The organism is Enterococcus sp. 1001283B150225_161107_E12 (assembly GCF_015556925.1).
Lineage (GTDB): Bacteria > Bacillota > Bacilli > Lactobacillales > Enterococcaceae > Enterococcus_B > Enterococcus_B mundtii.
The window spans coordinates 141,105-166,531 of the sequence record NZ_JADNNI010000004.1 but is presented as its reverse complement, the minus strand read 5'-3'; the positions used below and the strand labels follow the sequence as shown (position 1 = coordinate 166,531).

At 37.5% G+C, this 25,427-nt stretch carries 25 protein-coding genes and 1 tRNA gene; 3 read left to right on the top strand and 23 right to left on the bottom strand.

What is annotated here, in order from left to right:
• Nucleotides 1–77 precede the first annotated feature (77 nt).
• From I2F89_RS05150 to map, 16 genes are all read right to left on the bottom strand, one after another.
• On the bottom strand, nucleotides 78–2,216 hold the full coding sequence (locus I2F89_RS05150; RefSeq protein WP_115357439.1) for a glycosyltransferase family 2 protein: 2,139 nt from the start codon (nucleotides 2,214–2,216) through the stop codon (nucleotides 78–80).
• A gap of 31 nt (nucleotides 2,217–2,247) precedes the next feature.
• Complete coding sequence (locus tag I2F89_RS05145) at nucleotides 2,248–3,834, bottom strand: class I SAM-dependent methyltransferase (RefSeq protein ID WP_115357438.1); 1,587 nt, start codon at nucleotides 3,832–3,834, stop codon at nucleotides 2,248–2,250.
• Entirely contained in the window at nucleotides 3,824–5,044 is a 1,221-nt protein-coding gene (locus I2F89_RS05140) for an ABC transporter ATP-binding protein (RefSeq protein WP_010735938.1), read from the bottom strand. Before I2F89_RS05140 ends, I2F89_RS05145 begins: the two co-directional genes overlap by 11 nt.
• Before the next feature lie 11 nt (nucleotides 5,045–5,055).
• Entirely contained in the window at nucleotides 5,056–5,862 is an 807-nt protein-coding gene (locus I2F89_RS05135) for an ABC transporter permease (protein WP_019722596.1), read from the bottom strand.
• A gap of 340 nt (nucleotides 5,863–6,202) precedes the next feature.
• The gene (locus tag I2F89_RS05130; protein ID WP_177187670.1) at nucleotides 6,203–7,432 is read right to left on the bottom strand and encodes an EpaQ family protein; all 1,230 of its coding nucleotides are present in this window, start codon (nucleotides 7,430–7,432) and stop codon (nucleotides 6,203–6,205) included.
• Nucleotides 7,433–7,549: 117 nt separating this feature from the next.
• Entirely contained in the window at nucleotides 7,550–9,565 is a 2,016-nt protein-coding gene (locus I2F89_RS05125) for a DUF7657 domain-containing protein (protein ID WP_074799782.1), read from the bottom strand.
• 46 nt (nucleotides 9,566–9,611) lie between these two features.
• A complete protein-coding gene (rfbD, locus tag I2F89_RS05120) occupies nucleotides 9,612–10,463 on the bottom strand; it encodes a dTDP-4-dehydrorhamnose reductase (RefSeq protein WP_074799783.1) in 852 nt (283 codons plus the stop codon).
• A gap of 449 nt (nucleotides 10,464–10,912) precedes the next feature.
• Nucleotides 10,913–11,941, bottom strand: coding sequence for a dTDP-glucose 4,6-dehydratase (gene rfbB / locus I2F89_RS05115; RefSeq protein ID WP_195513668.1), 1,029 nt, complete (start codon nucleotides 11,939–11,941; stop codon nucleotides 10,913–10,915).
• 23 nt (nucleotides 11,942–11,964) lie between these two features.
• Entirely contained in the window at nucleotides 11,965–12,537 is a 573-nt protein-coding gene (rfbC, locus tag I2F89_RS05110; RefSeq protein WP_010735944.1) for a dTDP-4-dehydrorhamnose 3,5-epimerase, read from the bottom strand.
• A 13-nt stretch (nucleotides 12,538–12,550) separates the two neighbouring features.
• Nucleotides 12,551–13,417 (bottom strand): glucose-1-phosphate thymidylyltransferase RfbA, encoded by an 867-nt coding sequence (rfbA, locus tag I2F89_RS05105; protein ID WP_010735945.1) that lies wholly within the window; start codon nucleotides 13,415–13,417, stop codon nucleotides 12,551–12,553.
• Between the two features lie 98 nt (nucleotides 13,418–13,515).
• A complete protein-coding gene (locus I2F89_RS05100) occupies nucleotides 13,516–14,226 on the bottom strand; it encodes a glycosyltransferase family 2 protein (RefSeq protein WP_071866072.1) in 711 nt (236 codons plus the stop codon).
• 4 nt (nucleotides 14,227–14,230) lie between these two features.
• Entirely contained in the window at nucleotides 14,231–15,058 is an 828-nt protein-coding gene (locus I2F89_RS05095; RefSeq protein WP_195513666.1) for a glycosyltransferase, read from the bottom strand.
• Complete coding sequence (locus I2F89_RS05090) at nucleotides 15,058–15,858, bottom strand: glycosyltransferase (RefSeq protein ID WP_161642162.1); 801 nt, start codon at nucleotides 15,856–15,858, stop codon at nucleotides 15,058–15,060. Before I2F89_RS05090 ends, I2F89_RS05095 begins: the two co-directional genes overlap by 1 nt.
• Nucleotides 15,858–16,988 (bottom strand): MraY family glycosyltransferase, encoded by a 1,131-nt coding sequence (locus I2F89_RS05085; protein WP_071865949.1) that lies wholly within the window; start codon nucleotides 16,986–16,988, stop codon nucleotides 15,858–15,860. The genes I2F89_RS05090 and I2F89_RS05085 overlap by 1 nt, the downstream gene beginning before the upstream one ends.
• Before the next feature lie 77 nt (nucleotides 16,989–17,065).
• Entirely contained in the window at nucleotides 17,066–17,989 is a 924-nt protein-coding gene (locus I2F89_RS05080; protein ID WP_010735950.1) for a YihY/virulence factor BrkB family protein, read from the bottom strand.
• A gap of 572 nt (nucleotides 17,990–18,561) precedes the next feature.
• The gene (gene map, locus I2F89_RS05075; RefSeq protein WP_071865948.1) at nucleotides 18,562–19,326 is read right to left on the bottom strand and encodes a type I methionyl aminopeptidase; all 765 of its coding nucleotides are present in this window, start codon (nucleotides 19,324–19,326) and stop codon (nucleotides 18,562–18,564) included.
• 162 nt (nucleotides 19,327–19,488) lie between these two features.
• Here map and I2F89_RS05070 point away from each other — a divergent pair, with 162 nt between their 5' ends.
• Entirely contained in the window at nucleotides 19,489–19,932 is a 444-nt protein-coding gene (locus I2F89_RS05070) for a flavodoxin (RefSeq protein ID WP_010735952.1), read from the top strand.
• Nucleotides 19,933–20,045: 113 nt separating this feature from the next.
• Here the strand turns inward: I2F89_RS05070 and I2F89_RS05065 are convergent, their stop codons facing one another.
• Nucleotides 20,046–20,615: a TetR/AcrR family transcriptional regulator gene (locus I2F89_RS05065; RefSeq protein WP_010735953.1), complete on the bottom strand. Its 570-nt coding sequence runs from the start codon at nucleotides 20,613–20,615 to the stop codon at nucleotides 20,046–20,048.
• 260 nt (nucleotides 20,616–20,875) lie between these two features.
• On the opposite strand from I2F89_RS05065, the gene I2F89_RS05060 reads away from it, so the two are divergent.
• Nucleotides 20,876–22,108: an aminopeptidase gene (locus tag I2F89_RS05060; RefSeq protein WP_071865947.1), complete on the top strand. Its 1,233-nt coding sequence runs from the start codon at nucleotides 20,876–20,878 to the stop codon at nucleotides 22,106–22,108.
• A 60-nt stretch (nucleotides 22,109–22,168) separates the two neighbouring features.
• Here the strand turns inward: I2F89_RS05060 and I2F89_RS05055 are convergent, their stop codons facing one another.
• Entirely contained in the window at nucleotides 22,169–22,333 is a 165-nt protein-coding gene (locus I2F89_RS05055; RefSeq protein ID WP_169823209.1) for a hypothetical protein, read from the bottom strand.
• Nucleotides 22,334–22,454: 121 nt separating this feature from the next.
• Between I2F89_RS05055 and I2F89_RS05050 the strand changes: the two genes are divergently transcribed.
• Nucleotides 22,455–22,528, top strand: a tRNA-Arg gene (locus I2F89_RS05050).
• 295 nt (nucleotides 22,529–22,823) lie between these two features.
• On the opposite strand, the gene I2F89_RS05045 is transcribed toward I2F89_RS05050, so the two are convergent.
• From I2F89_RS05045 to I2F89_RS05025, 5 genes are all read right to left on the bottom strand, one after another.
• Nucleotides 22,824–23,102, bottom strand: a complete 279-nt coding sequence (locus I2F89_RS05045) for a zinc ribbon domain-containing protein (protein ID WP_071865946.1) — start codon at nucleotides 23,100–23,102, stop codon at nucleotides 22,824–22,826.
• Between the two features lie 34 nt (nucleotides 23,103–23,136).
• Complete coding sequence (locus tag I2F89_RS05040; protein ID WP_195513664.1) at nucleotides 23,137–24,315, bottom strand: GNAT family N-acetyltransferase; 1,179 nt, start codon at nucleotides 24,313–24,315, stop codon at nucleotides 23,137–23,139.
• 264 nt (nucleotides 24,316–24,579) lie between these two features.
• Entirely contained in the window at nucleotides 24,580–24,993 is a 414-nt protein-coding gene (locus I2F89_RS05035) for a DUF3284 domain-containing protein (protein ID WP_010735958.1), read from the bottom strand.
• Complete coding sequence (locus I2F89_RS05030; RefSeq protein WP_010735959.1) at nucleotides 24,993–25,175, bottom strand: DUF3188 domain-containing protein; 183 nt, start codon at nucleotides 25,173–25,175, stop codon at nucleotides 24,993–24,995. The genes I2F89_RS05035 and I2F89_RS05030 overlap by 1 nt, the downstream gene beginning before the upstream one ends.
• 23 nt (nucleotides 25,176–25,198) lie before the next feature.
• Nucleotides 25,199–25,420 (bottom strand): hypothetical protein, encoded by a 222-nt coding sequence (locus tag I2F89_RS05025; RefSeq protein WP_010735960.1) that lies wholly within the window; start codon nucleotides 25,418–25,420, stop codon nucleotides 25,199–25,201.
• Nucleotides 25,421–25,427: the final 7 nt, after the last annotated feature.

The following is a 25,427-nucleotide window of genomic DNA, read 5'->3' as shown; positions in this document are numbered from 1 at the left end:
AAATGGGCATACAAAAATATACCTTAAGTAAAACTTGAATATTCTCCAAGTCTCTCCTAAGGTATATCAACTACTCGTTAATCTGGTCGTAATGAAAAATCGCCAATTCCTTGTTTTGTCAAATTGTCATTATAGAAAGGATCATGTGCGATATATTTGGGCCATTTATCTTGCATTTTTTTGATTTCACCCGCAAAGCGTTTCTGCTTTTCCGGCGTATCTTCGTACCCGCGAGATTTTGACTCAAAGTGATAAAGCTCAACTTGGTGAGCATATACATTGTTTCGACCCAATTCATAGACTTTAAGACATAAGTCTACATCATTGAAGGCAACTTGTAATGTCTCATCGAAGCCACCCACCGCTTTGAAATCATCTGCTTTGACCATCATACAAGCGGCAGTCACTGCTAAATAATCGACGTCGATCACTAATCGTCCGAAATAGCCACAATGTGTGCGGTCATAATTATTCAACGCATGACCAGCGACGCCACCGATTCCAACGAGTACACCCGCATGTTGAGTCGTATCATCTGGATAGTAAAGTTTGGCGCCAACACAGCCGATCGAATCAAACTGAGCATATGAGACCATTGTTGTCATCCAATTAGGAGCAATCACTTCGGTATCATTGTTCAGGAATAAGTAATACTTTCCACTAGCTTTTTCAGCCGCAAGGTTATTGATGCGAGAATAGTTGAAGGGAATATCGATCAACTCTACAATGAAGCGTTCTTTCAGTTGTTCCTTGTAGGAGTCAAAAAGATTTTGCATCTTAGGATCAGTACTACCGTTATCAGCTACAATGATCTCGTAGTTAGGATAGGTCGTTTTTTCGATGATCGAATCAATACACATTTTCAAATCGTCATACCCATTTTTGGTTGGGATGATGACGCTGACTAGCTCCTCTTGTAGGACATCATAATTGATCTCATAAAACCCTGAGATTCTTCCTGGACGCACATTACCTTTGATATTCCTGCGAGCTAATGCATCCGTCAAAGCTTTCACACCAGAATCGTAAATATAACTTTTAGCTTCACCACTACTAGCTGTTGATCCTGGAATCGTACGCCAATGGTAAAGGACACGATCGATATGATAAATATGATCTGCTGGGATCTTTTCTGTAAAACGGAGAACTAGGTCATAATCTTGTGAACCTTCATAGCCTTTTCGGAAGCCACCTAGTTCTTTGACGATACTTAATCGATAGACGCCTAAATGAGAAATATAGTTATTTCCCATCAACGTATTAGGTGACCAGTCTGCTTTAAAATGAGGATCGAAGCGATTGCCATCAGCATCGATCTTATCTTCATCACTATAAATCAAATCAAGTTCTGGCCGATCATTCAAGACATTGACTACTTCAAACAATGCATTGACAGGAAGTTCGTCGTCGTTATCAAGTAGTGCCATGAATTCTCCTTCAGCGATCTCAAGTGCAGAGTTCGTGGCTAAACTAATATGACCGTTTTCTTCACGAAAGACAACTTTGATCCGTGGATCTTTTTGCTGATAACGTTCTAAACATTTATGGATTTTAGGATCGGTAGAGGCATCATCACTGATACACAATTCCCAATGGTCATATGTTTGAGCAATCACAGAATCGATACATTTTTCTAGCCATTTGATTTCTACGTTATAAACTGGCATCACGACAGAAATCAATGGACGATAGGCAAAGGCTTGCGCTTTTGTTTTTTGTGCTGCAACGTCAATTTGTTCATGCTTAGCGATCCATTGCGCATAGTCGATCGAACCTGGTTTCAATTCCATTTTCACACGACGTACAGCCTTTTTTAGGCCATGCGTCCGAGCATAGTTCAAGCCTTTTTTTAACAATCGTTTTTTCTTTTCCAAACTCGACTCGATGCCATCATCATAAGGATAACGTCCATTCAATTTGATGGATATTCCATTTTGATGATCTTTCGTTTGAAAATCTAAAATTGCTTTCCCCTTCATCTTTCCAGATAATCGAAGATTAAAACCACTTTGCGTCTTTACGTCCAAATCATAGAGATGATTGATATCTAAACGAACGACTGGTGTATTTTTTGCTATAATATTTTCTTTTTCAACTTGGATCGTCGGTATTTCTTTCGTTACTTCATCGATTGCCCAACCAACGATCAATAAATCGCCGGTCGCCCGCTCACGAGTGATTTTATCGATAAATACAGCAATTTCTTTTTTTTGCACTGGTTTGGTACTCCTTTACCTAATAAGTTATTTATATTTCAACTAGCCAAGACTGCCCATTTTCTGCAATCAATTCGATCAAAAATGATTTTTCTTGTTCACACGCTATCTGGATCTCAAAACCAGCTTTTGTGTGGGGAGGAAGTTTTTCGGCTTCATTCACTTCGGCTCGCTCAATCTGCTGAACCTCGAAGAATGGTGATTGATCTACAGACAACTTATAAGATAAAGGTTTACGTTCCGCATTTGAAATTCCCCATCCAATGATTTTGAGTAATTTTGTTTCTGGATCCCAATTTTTTTCGTCGACACAAAGAGAAAGTTCTTTGGCTTGGATTTTTTTTGCCGTTTCTTTTGGTCTCACCAATCGTCCTTTTGGCTTTATTGCCCAATTGTTAGGTTGCAACAAGTCAAAATATCGATCAGTCGTAGTCTTCAAGACTTTCGTCTGCTCTTTATTCTCTATTTGTAAGTGCTGGTTTTCTTTTGTTAATCTCTCGTTTTCAGCAGATAATTCTTTTTGAACAGCAGCCATAGGTTTGATTTCTCTAAGGACTTCAGCCATCGTTGCTGGTAATTCACCAATGAATCGATAATGGCAAGAGATTTTGATCGTTTCTCCACTTATATCGGTCAATTCTAGTCTTGGTGCTTCTGATCCATCAAAAATATAACAGTCTGTCGCTGTTTTGATGACCGCATTCGATGCGATAAAATCAAGCTTTACTCCGTCTACTTCAACACTGAACTCAAGGTAGCTTGGTTGCTTTTCAAATTGAAAAATAAAACTTGCCGGTTCTTCTGTCAGTGGAAAAGTCAATACTTGGTTTTCTCCCGTATAATTATTGAACGGGATCTGTAATATTTCTTCTTGCGTACTCTTTTTGATGATTTCCATCATTTTGACATAATTTGAATTTTGCGGTGAATTGATTTTAGCTTCCACATTTGGGTGTTTTTTCAATGAAAAGAAATACTGATACACTTCGCCAAATGGGCGCATTTTGAAATCATAACGAACTGCTTCTGGTAAGTCAGTATATGCTGACTTCAATTCAGTATCCCCTACTGCTAGATATAAATAATCTTCAATGTTGATGTGCAGATCAGCGTTTGCAAATACTTTTTGGAAGCCTTCGTGGGTATAAAATGAATTATGTGTTTCATCTAATAGCCCAAACGAAGCCCACGGCAATTCGTTATTAAAGAGGTGAATCAATACAGAGTTATGCACGAGATTAGGGAAAGTAATCAAAATCTCGCCTTCTTCATTTAGAAATTCTCTGACTTTTTTTAATGTCTTCAAAGGATCCACTAAATGTTCCAAGACATCTGCAAATAAAATATAATCAAATGTTTGACCAGCATAATATTTTGCCCATTCAAAACTTTCAATGTCGCCATAAAAACCATCTTGTGCAATTTCATTGACGTAATCAAATAGTTCTTTGTCCAGTTCAACGATGCTTACTTCACAGTTTTTTGCACCGATCAAATGTTTCGTCATGCGTCCATTGCCAGGACCAAATTCCAAGACTTTACTTCCTGGTTTGATTTGTCCAACAATCTTACCTACGCTACTTTGTTCATCTAAATCCATCTCGAAATCATACTTCATTGTTTTGATCTCCTTCTTTCCACTGGTGATCCAAGACCACGATCCCTTCACCAATATAAGAACCCGTCACAAATAAGTTCATATACTTCGTTTTATACACTAGTGGGACGGTGGCATTTTCTTCAAAAACCGCCACATCGAAATAGTATTCGCCAGCAAGTAAGCCTAACTTCTTATACTTGAGATAAAAGACATTTTTTCCTTTTTCCCAAGGAATTGTGATATCGTCCAGTAAAGTATTCAAGCCACAGACATAGAAATTATCGACCGTTCGTAGGGCAATCCCTAACACAGGTTTTTTGATAGTATCATCTTTCACTTCATAGGTGACCTTTACATAAAGATCTTCCCCTTGTTCTAACATATCGATCGGTTGCTTGTTTTCATCTAGTAATTCAGCACTTAACACATCGACGATATCTGGGGCAGCAAAACGCTCCACTTGATTTTTGTTACGATCCACTGTTTTTACTGATTTTTTCTTTAAGAAGTTTTCGTAATTGGTTGTCACATCCATCGTATCTCCAAATTCTACAACTTCACCATTTTTTAGCCAGTAAGAGCGGTCGCAGAAACGACGGATCGAGCTGATGTCATGGGAAACAAATAAAATCGTCTTCCCAGAATTTTTGATTTCCGTAAATTTTTCCATACATTTCAATTGGAACTCCAAGTCACCTACTGCGAGTGCCTCATCAACAATCAGAATATCTGGATTGACATTGATCGCTACCGCAAAAGCTAAGCGCACGAACATCCCACTTGAGTAAGTTTTTACAGGTTGATAAACGTGGTCTCCGATATCTGCGAAATCAATGATGTCATCCACCATCGCATCGACTTCTTCACGGGAAAAGCCAAGAACCATTCCATTTAAATAAATATTTTCATATCCAGAATATTCTGGATTAAAACCTGAACCCAATTCAAGTAAGGCAGAAATCTTTCCTTCGATCTCCATGGTTCCACTTGTTGGAGTCAAAACGCCTGTAATGATTTTGAGCATCGTTGATTTACCAGAACCATTTTCACCGACAAAACCGATCATTTCACCTTTTTTGATCTCTACATCAATATTTTTCAATGCATAGAACACATCATGGTACGATTTCTTGAACGGATTCAAAGCTTCTCTAAAACGATCCGTCGGTTTCGCATACATATTGTATGATTTAGTGATGTTGTTTAATTTAATTGCGTATTCTGTCATAACTATACTCCTTACAGCACATCTGAAAAATGTGGTTTCAATCTACGGAACACCAAGGAACCGATTACGAACATGATTAATGTAACTACCCAAAAATAGATTGTATAAGTACCATGTTCCCAGAACCAAGCTTGACTTAAGAAGGATTCACGGTAACCTTGAACAACATAATACAATGGGTTTAGTTTTAAAATCTTTATGATTGCTGGATTAAATTGACTTGGACTCCAAAGAATCGGCAATGTCCACATAATCAGCTGTAGTAAAATCGTGATAAATTGCATGATATCTGGTATAAAAGGTTGAATCGAGGCGGTCAACCACGTCAATCCGGTCAAAAAGGCGACCATACAAAATAGATAATAAATCAATTGTAAAGACATGACCGTTGGAAAAATACCATGTCCCATTGTTACGACTAAACCAATCAAAATAAAGAACATATGTGAGTACAGGTTTGAAAGGATTTTAGTTGTTGGTAAGATACGGATATTGAATACCACTTTTTTCACTAAATAGGTGTATTCTCGGAAAACAAGTGTTGTAGAGGTAAACGCATCTGAGAAAAAGAACCATGGGACCATCCCTGTGATCAGATAGACGATAAACGGATACTTCCCATCAGTCATCGCCGCTTTCAAGCCGAAGCCAAAGACTAACCAGTAAATGAGAACCGTAAACACGGGATTGATGAACGCCCATAAAATCCCTAAAAATGAACCCGCAAAACGTGATTTAAAATCGTTTAACGAGAATTGAAGTAATAGCTTTCGATTTTGATAGATATCCTTCATAAATAAAAACAAATCTTTCAACATTTGTGTTCCTCCAAGCAGTTTCAATTAATTACAGTCAACAGCCATTTTACCACATATTGAGCCAAGGACTGCGATATTCGTTGTTTCTTAATTTTCTATTAAGTAAACTTTTTATCAACGTTACTATTTTACAAAAGATGATACTTAATTGCAATGAAGCAAAAAACGTGGGCTTGCCTAAAAAAGGCTTACCCACGTTTTTATTTTATTGATTGAGGTTGAGACAGAAGTGTTCAGCCTTGTTTCCGAAGTGCTTGCTCCTGTTCTCACCATTTATTCGATTCTAAGGTGAAAGACGAAATTGATTGTTACTGTTGTCTCACACCCCTTATTTTCAAATTCAGTGATAGCGTGCAAGTCTTGAAGTTGACAGTTGATTTTCCTCTTGTATTTTTATTTGCTTACCCTGTGGCTGATCGTAACGATGACTTGCCATCGCTAACAACAAGTAGCCGATAGGTACCCAAGGGAAAGAAGTCAATGTATCTTCCATAAACGATTGGATCATTACTGCCATGAATGCCCATAAGAACGTAAGCTGTCCATTCGAATAATCTGCTTTCAGTGTTAGTCTTCCAATAAAAACAAGTAATAAAATCCCTACAATTGCGATTCCTATCAATCCATATAAATTCAAAATAGAATTATAACTATTGTGATTACCTAAAACCTCATCTCCACGAAAATAAAGAAAAGGCTTCATTCCAACCAGTAGTTGCTCCGTACTCTCGGAAATCGTTTGATAAAATTTCAGCCATATGCCTTCTCTTCCAGTGAAAAGATTGATCTCTTCAGAAGTGGCAGCTAAATAGGATATCGGTAGCGCCAGACTAAAAATAGCTAAATAGCCGATAAAAGGTGCACGAATAAATTTAAAGAATCTTTTAGGCCAGATATCTAATAAAGCAAAAATGATGATCGCAATCAATGCCGAGCGTGATTGACATACCCAGATTCCTAAAAATGCAGCGACGATCGCTGGTACCCCAAGAATCCGAATATACCAACGTTCAAACGAACTGGCGAAACCACTGATCAGTAGTCCAAGCATCATCAACGAGCTACCGATCGTATTTGTATTGATCCAAATATCGGATAATTTATTATCTTGGTTCCATATGCTTTGTCCTTCAGGTACTTGAATCTCTGTAAATACTCGATATACCGTAACAGCAAGGAAAAATGAGAAGACAAGCAAATAAATCCCTCGATCTACTTTGTCAAATTCGATCCACTTTACACTCAATCCAATCAGAATCAGGATTGGGATCAACAGGTTACCTGCCAAAGAACCATCTCGTATTCCACTGAAATACGTATAGAAACAGAAGATGACAACTGCTGCTCCTAGATAAAAAAAGTCAAATCCTCTTGCTTTATAGATATTAAGTCCTGTTAAGACAAAGACACCAAAAGTGACGAACTGTGCGCTATGTTCATATAAAAATAAAGTAGCTGGTGTCCCTATACCGATCGTCCAGACAGAAAAAAGAGCGATCAGCATCAACAACAAGATCCCAGTACTCATTTTATTTATGAATTTTTCGACAAATGTTTGAATGGTTTCCACCTCCTCTTCTAAATAATACTTTTTAAGAATGGATGATTGGATCAGCGTAACCAATAAGGTCTCTAGCTGATCCAATATCTCCATTTTTAGCACACATCTTCTTCAAACTACAAATTTTTATTGACCTGTTGATTGGGTTTGCCAAATAGCATAGTTTGGATAGGCTACTTCATAGATCATGTGCCCATCGTCGTCTGGTCCATATAATTTAGTGAACTGCGCTTCATTACGCTGGTTATAGTCATCTAAAGGACGCTTGGTTACGACATATTTGATGCCTAACTTTTCAGCATCATCAAAATTCAAAGTCACTGAGAACATGTCTGGACGATCTAGCTTGAAGGCTGTATCTTCTTTAGCAATAAAGGCTCTAGTATGAGCATAACGATTGTAAAAACGCTCATATTCCCCTTCTGGATCAATCAATTGCCATGCAGCTTTGTCTGGATAAAAGCGGACCGTATTGAACGCCTTCACTCCTAAAGCCGGTGTGAAGTTATAGAGCTCATCTTCGGTTAACCATACTTGACCTGGATCTTGTTGGTCGATTTTTTGGATTTCCTTAGCTAACGTTTTTTCAAAAATCGCACCTGTTCCTTGGACAACTGGATTCACAAAGAAGCCAGAAGCAATGATCAATGCACTAAATGAAAGGTAGAAAAATACGCGTTGTCGAAACAATGCAAATGCTAAAAGAAGTGTTCCCAAAACAATCACACTGATCAGCTCAAGGTCAGAGAAATACCCTTCCATCTTGGAACCTTGTAACGCATAGTAATAGATACCTGCATTAGCAATCAATAAGACAAATTTATACCACGTAGGGATGACATCGTGTTTCCAAATGTACGCGATAAACCAAATCGATAATAGAAATGCCGCAAAGCTGAAAGTCAAGATCGCACGAAATGGCGGGACAAATGATAACAAGGTCAATTGAGCCATCGTTCTAGGTAAGCCAATGGTGATCCAAAAGATCGCGAATAGACAAAAGAACATTAAGATCCGACCAATAATTTTTTGATCGTCGTCTTTTTTCCCAAACAAGACAAATGGACTTGCTAAAAAGACAGTTGGGAAGAAATGGTAAAATAGTGCTACTTCTGAATTATTTGAGAAACTGATATCCTCGAATGGGATTTTCCAGTTCGTTAAGAAATAGAAAAATTCACTAAATTTCCATTTACCACCTGTACTTACTCTATTCCCAGGATACAACGTATTCAAAGAGGCGAGTAACGCATCTTTAGAAATTGACCAAAAATGCCACATGACAATACCAATAAACAACAACGCAGCAGTAATCAATACAGCGTCAAACCAATCCCATTGTATTTTTTTGCGGTAATAGACCAGTAAACCGACAAAATAAAAAACTAATAGATAGGCGAGCATCACTTGATGGGCCGGATAGATGACTAAGATAAAGCCGAGACCGAATATGACCACTAGTAACATCATCAATGCGCGCAGCCACTTTTTTTCATGTTGATAAAAATAATGATAAAAGGCGACCATTAAACCAATCGTAAAGAAAATCAAATCGCCAACGTGTTGCATGAACCACCATTGAACAGCTGGTGAGAAGGTCAGTGCAAATGAACCGATCAACGAAAGTGGCTTGTTTCGTTTCGTTAAGATCATCAGTAGTTCAAATCCTAACAGGACCATGACTACCAGTTTCATTGCCCAATAAAAGGACAATCCTCGATCCCTTCCTAAAAAGAAGAATCCCCAGTTAAATGGTTTACCGATAACAGTGATATCTTTCACTGGCGAATTGTAGGCAATGATCATATTTTGACCATTCAATGAATAATCTTCGTTGATGACCGGATAGCCCGATTCTGCTTGAGAGAAATAAAAAGGCGTTTGGACCAGCCATTCATCTGAACGAACTTCTCGATTTTGACCAAAAATCACATCCGTCTTTTTCCCATCATCTCTTTGTGACACATAGTTATCCCAACTGCCGATCGAACTACCATTCAAGTTGAATGTCACAACCATAACGATCACCAGTAAACCAATCACATAACGCAATTTCAATAGGATATCTAAAAATGGATGCGTCTGTTCTATTTCCGTTTGTCGTGATTTATCTCGCCTTGCACTTCTTGTTTGTTTTTCCATAAAATTCTCCAATTTCTTCGTTGTTTCTTTTTTCTAAGGAAAAACCTTATTTGTTTAATTTTTCAGAAGCTTGTAACATTTGTTCAAGTGCTTCTTGCCACGTTGGAATAACAAAACCAAGATCTTCCGTTTTTTTCAGGCTCATCACTGAATATTGTGGACGTGTTGCTTTTTGTGGATATTCAGCTGAAGTAACAGGTGCTACTTCTACTGCTGTATCTTTTAAGATTTCTTTTGCGAATTCATACCATGAACAACTATTCTCATTTGATAGATGATAGACACCATATGGTACTTTTTCTTCGATTACATAGACCATAAATTCAGCTAGTGTGCGTGTCCATGTCGGACGTCCAAATTGGTCATTGACCACTGTTAATCGATCATGGGTTTGTGCCAAACGTTGCATCGTATAAACAAAGTTATGACCATATACGCCAAATACCCATGACGTACGAATAATATAATAATCTTCTAAAATTTCCTGCACTGCTTGTTCGCCTAGTAGTTTTGTACGACCATATTCGTTCAATGGATTCGTTGCATCATCTTCTAGATATTCTTCATCTTCTTTTTTACCATCAAAGACATAATCGGTACTGATATAAATCAATTTCGCATTCACTGCTTTCGCTGCCAATGCAACATTTCTCGTTCCGTCTACATTGATTTTTTCATCTAATTCTTTTCCTTCGTCTTCTGCTTTATCGACAGCAGTATAGGCTGCACAATGGAAGATGACTTCAGGCTTTAAGTCTGTGATATAAGTCATTGTTTTTTCTGCATCCGTGATATCCAGTTCTTGGGCGTCAGTCGAAACATAATCTAACCCTTTCTCATCTAATAAATGACGTAACTCGGTACCAAGTTGACCATTTCCACCTGTTAATAAAAACATAACGCAATCGCTCCTTGATTTATTTATTTTTAAATTATTTTTGTAAAAATATCATTAGCTATCTTGTTGTCTTTAATGAACGCTTTATCTTTTGAAGACGATTCATTCAACTGTTTGTTCAGAGTAGCGGACAAAAATAACGGTATCTTTCTCTCCCCTTACCCCAAAACAACGGCAGAACAGTTATGTTCTAACCACGTTCTAAGAACCAAGCTTATTCTACCATATCGGTTCTCGCTTTTCGAGAGGATGAGCATCCATCAAGCGCTCTTAAAAACTTTTTCATGAAAAAAGGGGCAGCGTCAGTTAAACGCAGTGCCCCTTCAATGACTATTTAAAAGAGGTTGAGTCTCTCAAGCTATCTATTCAAGCAAGAAAAACATCCGATAAGAGGAAGTCTTTGACTCTTATCTACGCAGCTTGTCCGAGGAAGCTTGGTTGCTCACCTCTTATTGTCCATTTTTAGCGTAAGCTGCTTCAACTGCTTCTTTCTCTTTTTGCCACCATTCTTGGTTCTCTTCGTACCACTTGATGGTTTCTGCTAAACCATCCCGGAAATTAGTGAACTCTGGTTGCCAACCCAGTTCTTGACGAAGCTTGGTTGAGTCGATCGCATAACGCAAATCATGGCCAGCACGATCTTTGACATGTTCATAGGCATCTTTAGGCTGACCCATCATTTCTAAGATCATTTCCAACACGGTTTTGTTATCTTCCTCGCCATCAGCGCCAATCAAATAGGTTTCCCCAATATTTCCTTTGGTTAGGATCAACCATACGGCAGAAGAGTGGTCATTCGTATGGATCCAATCACGAACATTTTTTCCTTCTCCATATAACTTAGGTTGGATACCACTTAAAATATTAGTGATTTGACGTGGAATGAATTTTTCAATGTGTTGATAAGGTCCGTAGTTGTTGGAACAATTTGAGATTGTCGCCTTTAGTCCAAATGAACGAACCCAAGCTTTCACTAATAAATCAGAACCAGCTTTTGTTGATGAATAGGGGCTGGACGGGTTGTAAGGTGTTTCCGAAGTGAACTTCTCACCTTCACCCTCGCCATGACCTGGTAAATCTTCACGTAATGGTAGGTCACCATAGACTTCATCCGTAGAAACATGATGATAACGAACATCGTACTTACGGCAAGCTTCTAGCAATGTATACGTACCAATGATGTTCGTGTGTACAAATGGAAACGGATCTTTAAGTGAATTATCATTATGTGATTCAGCAGCATAATGAACCACTGCATCTGCTTTTTCCACTAATCGATCGACTAATTCTGCATCTGCGATATCTCCGACAACCAGCTCCACACGATCAGCTGGCAATCCTGCTAGATTTTCTTTGTTTCCTGCATAAGTTAATTTATCTAAGACTGTCACATGTACTTCTGGGTGGTTTTGTACAACATAATGTACAAAATTTGATCCAATGAAGCCTGCTCCACCAGTAACAATGATATTTTTCATTTAATATTTCTCCTCATCAAATGTTAGATTTCACCATAAACAAATGGGTTTTCTGCTTCAAATTCTTTCAGTGTAGGATGATTATGATCTTTTTCAGACATGATTGCTTTTGAAAGATCGATCGGCCAATCAATCGCTAACTCTGGATCGTCAAATGCGATCCCACCGTCTGCTGCGGCATCATAATAATTATCGCATTTATAAAGGAAATTCACATTTGGTGTCAACGTCACAAAACCATGTGCGTATCCCTTAGGTACAAGTAATTGACGATGATTGTGTTCAGATAAGATATAACTTTCCCACTGTCCATAGGTCGGACTACCTTTACGAATATCGACGATCACATCTAAGACTGCTCCTGAAGTGACACGGATCAATTTTGTTTGAGCGGATGCCCCTTTTTGAAAATGCAAGCCACGAATCACTCCCGCTTCAGCAGATAAAGAGTGATTGTCTTGGACAAAATCAAAATCTAATCCATGTTCCGCAAATTTTGCTTTTGAATAGCTTTCTGTAAAGAAACCACGATGGTCCCCAAAAACATCCATTTCGATAATTTTAACATCTGTTAATTTAGTATCCGTCACTTTCATCACTAAAAACTCCTTATTCAGCAGCCAATCTTAATAAGTATTGACCATATTGATTTTTTTTCAGTGGTTCTGCCAAAACAGCTAATTGTTGTTTGTCGATATAGCCCATTCGATAAGCCACCTCTTCTAAACAAGCAACTTTTAAGTTTTGACGCTTTTCAATCGTTTCAATAAAGGTAGAAGCTTCAAGTAAAGATTCATGCGTGCCTGTGTCTAACCAAGCAAAACCACGTCCCATAATCTCTACAGAAAGTTTTCCTCTTTCTAAATACGCTTTATTGACGTCAGTGATTTCTAATTCACCACGCTCAGATGGTTTGATTTCTTTTGCAATTGAAATCACATCGTTGTCGTAGAAATAAAGTCCTGTGACAGCATAATTTGATTTTGGTTCTGTTGGTTTCTCTTCAATAGAGAGAGCTTGCATATTTTCATCAAATTCGACCACACCAAAACGTTCCGGATCATTAACATGATACCCAAAAACGGTCGCTCCACTTTCTCTAGAGGCAGCACGTTGTAACATTTTTGATAGTCCGCCACCATAGTAGATATTATCTCCTAAAACAAGGCAAACACTATCATCGCCAATAAATTCTTCCCCAATGATAAAAGCTTGAGCTAAGCCATCGGGACTCTCTTGAACCGCATATTCAAGGTGAATACCTAGATCATGCCCATTTCCAAATAATTCTTTAAAGCGTGGGGTATCTTGAGGTGTTGAAATAATCAATATCTCCTTGATACCTGCCAACATCAAAATAGACATTGGATAATAGATCATTGGTTTATCGTAGACTGGCATCAACTGTTTCGAGGTTGCCTTTGTTAGTGGATACAAGCGTGTTCCGCTTCCTCCCGCAAGGATGATTCCTTTCATGAATATAAGCGCTCCTTTTTCTTTAAATTTTCACTTTCGTTATTATCTCATCAATCCTGCTATTTGTCATGGATTTCTTGAGAATTTAACAATATCTTTTAGGGATGTTTTTTCCATTTCCGCTGTATAAGTGCTTGGATCAAATGGATCCGCCAAGCGATTTTCTGGCGCCAACTACTCTTCGTTTCAATTTCACTTGCATTAAAATCGTGTCGCCGATAAAGAGTCAAGGGTTCTCGAATAAAGCCCGCATGATTTCCCGCCAGCAAACCAATCCACATGTCATGCATCGGTACATTGTCAGGTATCGGTAAGATCGTCTCTTTTAATGAAGAGCGAAAAGCCATCCCTGCACCGATATAGTTACTACGAATCAAATTCGTCAACCAGCCTTCTTTGGATCTCCTAAAGGTAAAGTATGAGGAATGGATCTCATTCAACTGGCTATCTACGATTACTAAATCTGAAATAACTACTAGTTGTTTTGGATGAAGGCTAAAGTATTGTGTGATTTTCTCTACTTTCCCATCTAACCATACATCATCTTGATCTGCTAAAAATATCAGGTCTCCCTGAGCTTGTTCAATCGCAAAGCCAAAATTTTTGATCAAACCTTGTTTAGGACCTTCAAAAAGTTTGATACGTGGATCATTATGTGCATATTCTGTTAAGATCGACCAAGTATCATCGACTGAACCATCATCCGAAATAATCACTTCATCTTCTGGAGAAAGTTGCTTTAAGATACTATCCAATTGTTCTTTTAAATACGCGCCACCATTAAAGGTTGCTATACAAACCGATCGCATCATTTCACACCTTCCAATTATCAACAAACGAACGTAAAGTCATTCGCCAGATTTGACGATTCTTGACAGTCAAAAATTGCTTTGCCATTCTTAGTACTAACTGCTTCCGATGTTGCATTAAATGCTGACGGTCGTATTCTTGGTAAAAAATCGACTCAGCAGCCAATATCGACTGATAGCGTGTTACGTTGACTTTTTTATAATCTAATACTGAGAGATCATGAGTCATTATAGTGGGTAAAACTACAATTTCTTTGTTTAATTGTTTGATTTGCCAAAAAAGCCAATGATCTAAAAAATCGAGTGGGAACACGGTATTATAGCCATTGATCTCTCTTAAAAATGCGAGCGAGAATGCCGCACCAGAATTGATTGCCATCATACGTTGGCGTGTTACCACTGGCTCTTCGATCACTTCGAAGTGGCGATTGATATAGTGGTCTGCCCACACCGGAGAGATTTGTTTTGTACCAGAAAATACTAAGGGAACCGCAGCTACTCGTTCTGTTGTCCAAGTGAGTTCGGCTACGGTTTCTAAATAATCAGTACCTAACTGAGTATCCTGATCTAATGTTATAAGTGTCTGTACCGTATCAGAAATGTGGTCAACTGCATAATTGTAAGCAACCGCTAGGCCTGGATTTGCTGGATCATGATGATAATGGACATTTTTTTCTGAATAAAGCACATCAGCATGCGCAACAGGACTATTATCAAAAATAACTAACTCCACTGTCCCAGTTTGCGTAGCTGTTTTTAAATAATCGTAAGAAGGCGATTGGCTGATTTTTTGGTGATACAATACGATCACTACTGCTATTTCTGGTGTCATTAGAAGAAAGTCCACCCCCACTTATGGAAGAATTTCATCATTGAATTTAAAAAGATTCGAAAAAGCTTGAAATTACGATGTGCTCCTTTTCCATATAGATGGATGACACTGTAACGTGGTGTATAAAGGATTTTTTCGTTTGCTTTTTCAAAACTTAAACAAAGATCATTATCTTCAAAATACATAAAGTAGCGAGTATCAAACCCATTGATTGATTTAAATTTCGCAACATCTACTACCATAAAACTACCAGAAATCATGCGAACATAAGAATCACGATCCTCCGGTAAATCACGACATTCAAAGCGAGTCAAGCGCCGATCAAACATTTTTTTGACAAATTTGAAAGGAATGAAACGTAGTGCATAGTCGAATAGAGTTAAACGCTGTCTAATCAAGTATTGAGTCGTCCCATCTTCATTCAAGATTTTAGGTGCCAACATCGCACATTCAGGATGCGTTTCTAAGAGCGCAACCAGGTCGATCACCGTCTGCTCATCTACTAAAATATCTGGATTAAAAATCACCGCATATTTTGCAGCGCTTTGGAGCAAGGTATGGTTATGACCAAATCCAAAGCCTCGGTTTTCATTATTGAAATAAATATTCATGAACGGATATTTTAAATATTCGCGTAATCGATCTTGGTATTCAGGTGTCGAGTTATTATCAAAAATTTGAAATTCAATTGCCGGTTCTTCACCGATCGTCGCAATGATCGTATCTAATGTCTGGAATATTTTTTTACTATTTGCTGTCACAATGCTAATTAAAATCGGCATTTTTTTATTGTTCTCCATTAAGGTCTTTTCCATTTCTTAAAGTATTTCTGCATCACTTGTGTACGGTATTCTTTATTCCCTAAAAACCGTAATGTTTTTAGAATAAATTGGTATTTTTCATTGATCAATCCGATCAATTCAAATAATAAAATAGCAGCAAATAGCATCACTAAGAACAAAGCGATCGTTCCAAGGCTTCCCGTATAATTCATGATCATTGCAGTAAATGAAAACATCAAAGCAATGGAGTAGATCGTCAAAACAGCTCCTTTATGCGTAAAGCCTAAAGCGAGCAATCGATGATGCAAATGCTTCTTATCAGCCGTAGAAAATGATACTCGATTCGCTTTTCTACGAATGATTGCAAAAAAAGTATCTGTAACAGGTACCCCCATGATGATCAACAAAGAAATCGATGAAACAAACGTAACATTCTTTAATCCTTGTAAAGATAAAACCGCCATCATAAAGCCTAAGAAAAGTGCACCTGTATCTCCTAAATAAATCTTGGCTGGATAAAAATTATAAGGGAAAAAGCCGATGATACTTGCGACTAAACAAAAAATAACTATAGGTATATATACTGTTGAGGCATGTAAAAAAAAGTAGCCAATAATACCAATGGTCATCAAGCCAATCAAAGATATCCCTGCTGCTAAGCCATCTAAACCATCAATCAAATTGACTGCATTAGTAATCCCAAAAATCCAAAAAATGGTAACAGGAAAACTAAGCCAACCTAATTGGATATAACCTAAGAATGGTAAGGTAAAAGAATCGATTCTGATATCAGCGATGAAATAGACGATCAAAGCCGCTAATAAAATGCCAATACTTTTTTGCTTAGGTGAAAGTTCATATTTATCATCAAGTAATCCGGTCAACACGATGACGGATGCAGCCAATAATATAGGTAGAATATAAAATTTAGGGATGATATCTTTGAACAAAAACAAACTAGATATCACGAAGGAAACAAAGATAGGTAAGCCACCAGCTGAAGGCATCGGCACTTTGTTTATTCGTCGTTCATTCGGTTTATCGACCATCCCAGTTTGTACTGAAATTATTTTAAAAATGGGGGTCAATATCAAAGACAATAAAATTGTCAAAAAAATCCTTATTACCATACTAAAAGAAACCAGCATACGGGCACCTACTTTATTTAAAGAGTCATTAATAATTATAAAACACTGTCGCTATTTTACAATAAGAACTCGTGTTTCTAATTCTTTTTTTGAGAAAATTTATTTTTTAGTTTACCAAGCCATGTTGATGTGATGCTTCTTCGTTCTTTTATTTCGTTTCCTGTTATGTACTCTTGCACAACAGCATTGATGATTCCACCAAGAATAATGATCGTCGCAGCAAAGTTTAACCAAAGCATCAAAACGATAAAACTTCCGATGATTTGATAACCGCTCACACGCGTTGCAAAATAACGAGCATAAATCCCAAAAACTTGTGACAACAACATCCAACCAGTCGTTGCAAATACAGCACCAGGAATCACTGCTTTAAATTTCAATTGCGCATTTGGTACAATCCAATAAATCATAAACATGATCACAAATAAAGCCACCAAAGTAATCGGCCATTTCAATGTTTGGAATTGGTCAATAAAGTTTACAGGTATTTTAAAGATCGGTTGAATCGCCTCTAAAATCATTTGTCCTAATCCAAGTACTAAAGTGACACCACTAATCGCAATCATGAACAAGATGATAACTATTAAGGAAAAGAAACGGACAATGATGAAATTTTCTCTATTTTCAACTCCATACGCTTTATTCATGGCAATCTGTAATGCATTGATACTCTGACTAGCTGACCATAAAGCTGCAATAGCTGACAATGACAACAAACTACCAGAACTTTGTGTCAACAAATTTTTTACCGCCGGTCCAATAAACTGATAGATCGTTTCAGGAATCACTTGGCGAATATAAGTCAAGACAGTTTCTTGATCGATTTGAAGATACGGTAGAATATTTCCAAGCGCAATAATCAATGGAAACAAAGATAAGAGTAAATAATAAGCCACAACTACTGAAGTCGTTCCCATTTCAGAATCAACGATCCTCTTTTGCGTCGTCTCAATAAAACGCATTAAATTCTTATGTTGTTTTATTTTATTCAAAATATTCATAGTAATCTCCTGTTCAAGGTTGTGAAAAAGCCGCTTAGCTCCAAGTATTAAGAGCAACATCGAGAAAATAGCTTCTCATATTTTTTCGATGTTGCTCTTAATATCGTAGGAGTTGGCTTTTGAACACCGTTTATCATAGGTTGTGAGAAAAGCGCTTTGACCTGAGCAGTAAGATAGAAAATCAGAAAATAGCTCCCCATATTTTTTGATTTTTTAGCTTAATGTTGAAGGTCAACTTTTCGTACACCGTTTATCAAGGTTGTGAAAGAAGCGGTCTACACTGAGTAATAAGGCAGAAAAATCGAAAATGGCTTTTTCATTTTGGATTTTTTTTACTTATTATTGAAGTGTTGCTTCTTGAACACCGTTTATCTAGGTTGTAAAAAAAAGCTAATAACACTGAGGAAAAGGGTGGCAAACCAGAAAATAATAGACATATTTTTCCAATTGCCACCCTACTATCTTAGTTACTAGCTTTCCTACAACTTTTATCCATTATTTGAAGAAGAAAGTCATCCACAACTTTCTCTAGTTAATCAAACAGTTTGAAAACTGTTCACGGAAAGAAGAACTTAATAAGTTCCTTCCTCACCTTGAGAAGTCAAGATTTTTGGACCATCTTTAGTGATAGCCAATGTGTGTTCATATTGGCAAGATAACCCACCATCTCTGGTATACGCTGTCCAACCATTTGGGTCCATTTTCATTTTCCATGTTCCTGTATTGACCATTGGCTCGATCGTAATGACCATACCTTCTTTTAATCTTAGCCCTTTGCCAGGTTCACCATAGTGAGGAATAGTTGGTTCTTCATGGATCGTTGGTCCTACCCCATGTCCAACAAAGTCTCGTACGATTCCTAGATTTTCTCCTTCGACGTACGTTTGGATTGCATGACCAATATCCCCAATACGATTACCAACTTGTGCTTGCTCAATGCCGATATATAGTGCTTTTTTTGTCACTTCCATCAATCGATCAATTTCAGGTGTGGATTCACCGACCACATATGCCCAACAAGAATCAGAGATTCCGCCTTTTAAGTCGATACACATATCTACTTTCACTAAGTCACCACTTTTAAGTGGTTTTTTTCGGGGAAACCCATGACAGATCTCATCATTGATGCTGATACATGTCGCATATTCGTATCCTTCAAATCCAATTTGGGCAGCGACTCCGCCATGACTTTCAATATAATTACGCACAAATACTTCGATATCCCAACTAGTTACTCCTGGTTTAATGAAGTCTCGCAGATTTTTATGGACATCTGCTAATAATGCACCAGACTCTGCCATTGCTTCGATCTCACGTGCTGATTTTAATGTTATCATCTATTCTCGTCTCCTTTTTACAAATCCTTTTTATTTTAACATAGTAGGAAGTATTTAGCCAAATCCCATAGTACCTTTATAAATCTCGCTTCCTTTTTCTCAAACTTTTGGTATAATTGGTAGTTGTTGAAATGCTATTCATTAAAATTTAGGAGGCGCCTTATGGCTTTAGCAAAAATCGTTTATGCAAGTATGACTGGTAACACGGAAGAAATCGCCGATATTGTTGCAGAGGCTCTGGAAAATATGGATATCGATGTTGAAATCAATGAATGCACACAAGTAGATGCAGAAGACTTTCAAGAAGCAGATATTTGCGTAGTTGCTACTTATACATACGATGACGGTGATCTACCGGACGAAATCGTTGATTTCTATGAGGACTTACAAGAACTTGAATTACCTGGAAAAATCTACGGAGTGTGTGGATCTGGAGATACTTTCTATGATGAGTTTTGTAAGTCAGTGGACGATTTTGATGCTGCCTTTGCAAAAACTGGTGCTGTTAAAGGTGCCGAAAGTGTGAAAGTTGATTTAAACGCTGAGGAAGAAGATATTGAAAATCTTGAAGCGTTCGCAAAATCTCTTGTATCCATGTTATCTTAATCACAAAAAGAAGGATGTGTTTACCACATCCTTCTTTTTGTTTAGAAGCATTACGTTTTGTAAATCAAGGCATTACTATCAAATGGGGTCGATCAATTTTTCAAATAAGCAGATCAGTCTACTTCAATCGGATCTTTTAAGCTTAAAATGGCATTGATGCTGTCTTGGATCATCTTTTCGATTTGTGTATCCGTCGGATGGATGATATTCGATGACATCAAAGCTGCGATACCTGTTGCAATGATCCAAGTCCCATTGTGAAGCGAGACTAGTTTATCATCTGACAAGTCCATGTATTTTGGATCTTCTTTCACTACGTCCATAAAGTAATTATAGGAGAAATTTTGCATCTCTCTTCCGCCGCCATACTCTTCCAAGTAAAGTGAGCTATATAATTTCTTTTCACGATTTGCGAAATGGATGTAATTCAACGCTAGATCGACAATCGTATTGCCGGTATGTTCTACAGGAAAGACTTCGTATTTTAGATAATCGTAGATTTGCTCAAATAGCGCGTGTTTCAAATCATCCATATTTTTAAACTCTAAATAGATTGGTTGAGTAGAACAGTTCATTTTATTTGCAATGTTTCTCGCAGTGAATTTTGAAAATCCTTCATTGGCAGCAACTTCATAGGCGGCTGCCAAAATCTGCTCCTTTGTTATCGTTTTTTTTCTTGCCATAATTTTCTAATCTCCTTGAAATTTTTTATAACGCTTCCACCATTGATTAATACTATTGTACCATTTTTTTTCAATAAGCAAAACTTGTTTTTTTATTTTTTACAAATTTTTCTGTCATTATACTCGGATATCAATGCTTTTTTCTGTTTTCTAATTAAAAACAAATGATTATTTTATCAGATGTTTATTTGTTTCACTTCTAATAAAATGTTATCATACAATGAGGAATTACAAAAAATATGATGAGGAGGAATTTAATTATGTTAGCTGATTTTAATGTTAATTTAAAAAAATACGCCCGTTTAATTGCAGAAACAGGGGTCAATGTATCGAAAGGGCACACAGTAGTCTTACAAATCAATGTAGAGCAAGCGGAATTAGCCCGATTGATCACGAAAGAGGCTTATCAATTAGGCGCAGATGAGGTGATCGTTCAATGGACAGACGATATCATTCAAAAAGAATTCTTGACTCACGCAGCAGATGATCGAATCACTACAGTTCCACAATATAAAATCGATCAAGCAGATGATTGGATTGAAAAAGGTGCGAGCAGAATCAGCGTTGTTTCTTCTGATCCAGACGCATTCGCAGGAGTCGACAATGATCGTGTAGCCACTTATCAATCAGCAGTTGGAAAAGCATTGATGAATCTAAGAAAAGCGACACAATCAAACAAAGTAAGTTGGACAGTTGTCGCAGCTGCTGGGAAACAGTGGGCAGCAAAAGTATTCCCTGATCTACCAGAGGAAGAACAAGTCGACGCATTGTGGGATGAGATTTTCAAAACGACACGCATTTATGAATCTGATCCTGTAATTGCTTGGAAAAATCACGATGAAAAATTAGCGACAAAAGCAGAAGAATTGAACAAGGAACAATTTACAGCTTTACATTATACTGCCCCAGGGACAGATATCGTAATTGGCTTGCCGAAAAATCACTTGTGGGAAGGCGCTGGAAGCTATAATGCTCGTGATGAAAAATTCATGGCAAACATGCCAACAGAAGAAGTCTTCACAGCACCTGATAGTCATCGCGTTGATGGATATATCTCAAGTACGAAACCTTTAAGTTATGCAGGAACGACCATTACTGGAATGAAATTTACTTTTAAAGACGGCAAAGTCGTTGATTTTTCAGCGGAACAAGGACAAGAAGTCTTAGCAAAACTACTAGATACCGATGAAGGTGCACGTCGTTTAGGCGAAGTTGCTCTAGTTCCTGATCCTTCACCGATTTCACAATCTGGTATCATCTTCTATAACACATTATTCGACGAAAATGCTTCAAACCATTTAGCACTTGGTTCAGCCTATGCGTTTAGTGTGCAAGGTGGAACAGAAATGACCGATGAAGAATTGGCAGCTGCAGGCTTGAATCGAAGCCAGACGCACGTGGACTTCATGGTTGGTTCAGATAAAATGGATATTGATGGCATCCGCGAAGATGGCTCACGCGTACCGATCTTCAGAAATGGCGACTGGGCGTAATAATAAAACAAAAAAAGATCTGAGATTCCCAGATCTTTTTTTGTTATTCCACAGATATGCTTATAATAAATCTTCTTTTTTAGTAAACGTAAATTTGCGACTTTCTTTTTCTACAGGTTTTTCTTCTTCGTGTTTGTGGATTGCCTCTTTCGTAATTTCTTCACGTTCTCTTTTTGCTTCATCTAAACGTTCTGCAATTACTTCTTCTTTTGGCTTATCAGACATAATCAAAACCCCCTTTATCACCATCATTCTACCACTCAGGATTCCTTTATTGGAAACGTTTTGCTCTAAAATCAGCTTGCATGTATGCCTTCAAAGCGCTAAAATAATAGTATTGATGCTTGTTCCTGTAGCTCAGTAGGATAGAGCGATCGCCTCCTAAGCGATAGGTCGCTGGTTCGATTCCAGTCAGGAACGTCTTAGAACTTATCACGAGTTTGTGATAGTGATGTTCAGCTCCGAGAAATAAGCCTGCTCCCCAGAAATTGGTTCTTGTATTTTGGGGGGCGGGCTTATTTCTTATGAACACTGTTTATTTAGTTTTAGGAATCCTGAGATGATTCCGGTCACAATTTCCTATTATATCTCTGCTCTTTTGCAAAAAAATATCGACAAAAGTAAAATCTAATTTTTCACCTTATCACCGAATACATTCTGCGAAGTCATTTATTCGATAATGAGGTGGTAGGTATTTTTGCCATTGGCATAAACTTTATTGATGTTTCCACCTTTTTAAATCTGGGAAAAAGTGATGCATGAATTCACGCGCTTCTTCCTTTGTCTTGCCTTGTTCTTTCAGCATGCCTGATTCACTCATGTGCTTGACACTCTCTTCAATCATTTCATCCATTGTACAATCAGTTAAAAATGCGCCATCTTTGTAGCAGTAAATGCAATATTCTTCACTCTTGCTATTGTTTTTATTTGTCCCTAAAACCTCAACTGAATCAAGTGGCATCCCACAACTTTGACAATATGTCATTTCTTCCATTTCTATGATCCTCCTATCATCTGATTGTCTTCACTCAGAAATAATCATTGAGAATTGGTTGTTGGCTAGGCAGTGCTTGACTAAGTTCAGCCACCAAAGCGCCTTCTACTTTGATTTTTTCATGGAAATCAAGCGCTTCAACTGTTTGATATCCTAATAATAATTGTGTCATACTTTGAATCGTTCCACTGACCACAGGTAATTCTGTCTGTTGGACTTTCTTCACCTCAAGTACTCCATCGACATAAGAAATATCAAAAAATCCTTCGTTCCATTTTGCATACGGATCTTCCGTCACTTGAATAGAAAAATTGATTGCATGTCGGAATGGATAAGTCTGCATAAATTTCTCAATATCTACGATTCTCCCCATCATATAAGGTGTGATCGTGGTTTTAGCATATGGATTATCCAATAAATAATTTTTGCTATAGCCAGAAAAACCACATGTATATTCAAACGAATCAAATGCGCCACTATGTGAACCAATAAAACGCATCAAGCCTTTCAATGCTTCATGATTTAGATAACCCATTTCGACGACTACAAACGTAGGGGCGGCTAATTTATAAACGACATATCCTGTAGCATTTCCCTCACGGTCGTAATACAGTGCATAATGATTCTCTTTTCGTTGCTTGAACTTGTAAGAATACCACCATTCTTCTCGTACCAAACCGCCTCGGCTACTCTCCGGCATATTTGTATAAATGGATTGTATGGCATCCACCGATTCCTCAAAGGTTGTCCGTTTCATAAAGCCTGTCGTTTTCTTTACTGCTGGGAAATCACGGCTCGCCAGTTCATAGCTGATCCGGTCAAATAATTGTTCATACCCATAGCGACGATAAAAAGGATAAGAAAATGGTGCTAGATAAGACAGCGTGACATTTCTTTCTCGACAGTCTTCAAGGATTTTTTCCATGATCCGATTGATACCGCCCTGTCCTCGTGCTTCAGGATAGGAAGCAACGTAGCCGATTCCAGCCATCAAGTAGTTTTTTCCATAGAAATCCACTGAAAAAGGTGTGGCCATTACTTGACTTGTCAAATGGCCCTCTGGATCTAAAAAGCCGTAGTTCCATGAATTCTCAACAATCATTTTAAATCGTTCACGTCGTTCGTCTGTATCTTGTGAATTAAAAGCATAGGTTGCTAAAGTGTACATTTCTTCTAGTGCTTGGTTCCCCAATTCTTTTATAACATTCGTCATACTTCCCCTTCTTCCTTTAAATATCTATACCAATTGTACTATTTTTTTCTTTATAAGAATAGCAGGCGGACCTTCATTCCTTTTCAAAAAGTAGTCTGCCATAAAAAAATGATTTAAAAAAATAGCGCTAAAAAGCCAAAATAGAACAAACGATTTTGGTTTTTAGCGCTTCGTTTTTTTGATCCAAACGTTGTTTCCACAACTTATTCTCATTTTGATCATTAGTTATCCTCTTGGAATGACGGTTTGATTTGCAATCCTCTTTTAATAGGATTCTTCAATCATCCCTAGCATCTTTTTAAAACGTCTCTTTTTAAAATACATCAACATCGTCCCTAAGATCATATCATTCATTTTCTGCAACATACCATGTGATTCCATTTGTTCCGTGTAGTGGACTTCACACGATTTTTCATCAATTGGTTTGATTTGATAATGAACGACAAAATCATTTTTAGTCGTTGAGGTACGAAATTTATAAGATTGGTTATCAATGACTTCCTCAATGATAATGCGTGCACGATTATTTTGAGAGAATTGTTTGACGTATTCAAGATTCTTTAATTGTTTGCGTGTCACTGATTTCCCAGTGGCTTTGCGGACATCGAAAAGAACAGAATCCATCACTTTATCATAGAAAAACGATGCCGGAATATTTAGTGTTTTAATTATTTCCATTAGTTCTTTTTCTCCTTTGCTTCTTCTTTCTTCTTACCTTTTAAAAAGAAGTAAATCCCTAGTCCTGCAAAAAACAATCCAGTGACCATACTATAAATGTCATATTGTTGCGTTCCCGGATTTAAACTATATAGTATGATCAGTGAACCAATACTACACAAAAACAATCCATTTTTTATCATTTGAACCACCCTTATCTTGTTTCTTAGACTGCTGCTGCTTGGAAATATAATACTGTGCCCCATGGTTGGGCTTTGATCAATTCTTTTGCTGTTTTGGCAGCTGCTTCTTTATCTTCTGCACTTGTTTCAAAGAATAATTTGATTCCTTGTTTTTCTTTGAAAGTAAAGGTCATGCCTTCTTCGTTGTATCCTTCTAACAACTCTTTGATTGCATCTTGTTGCATAGCACTAGCGATTGAAATCATTTATTTT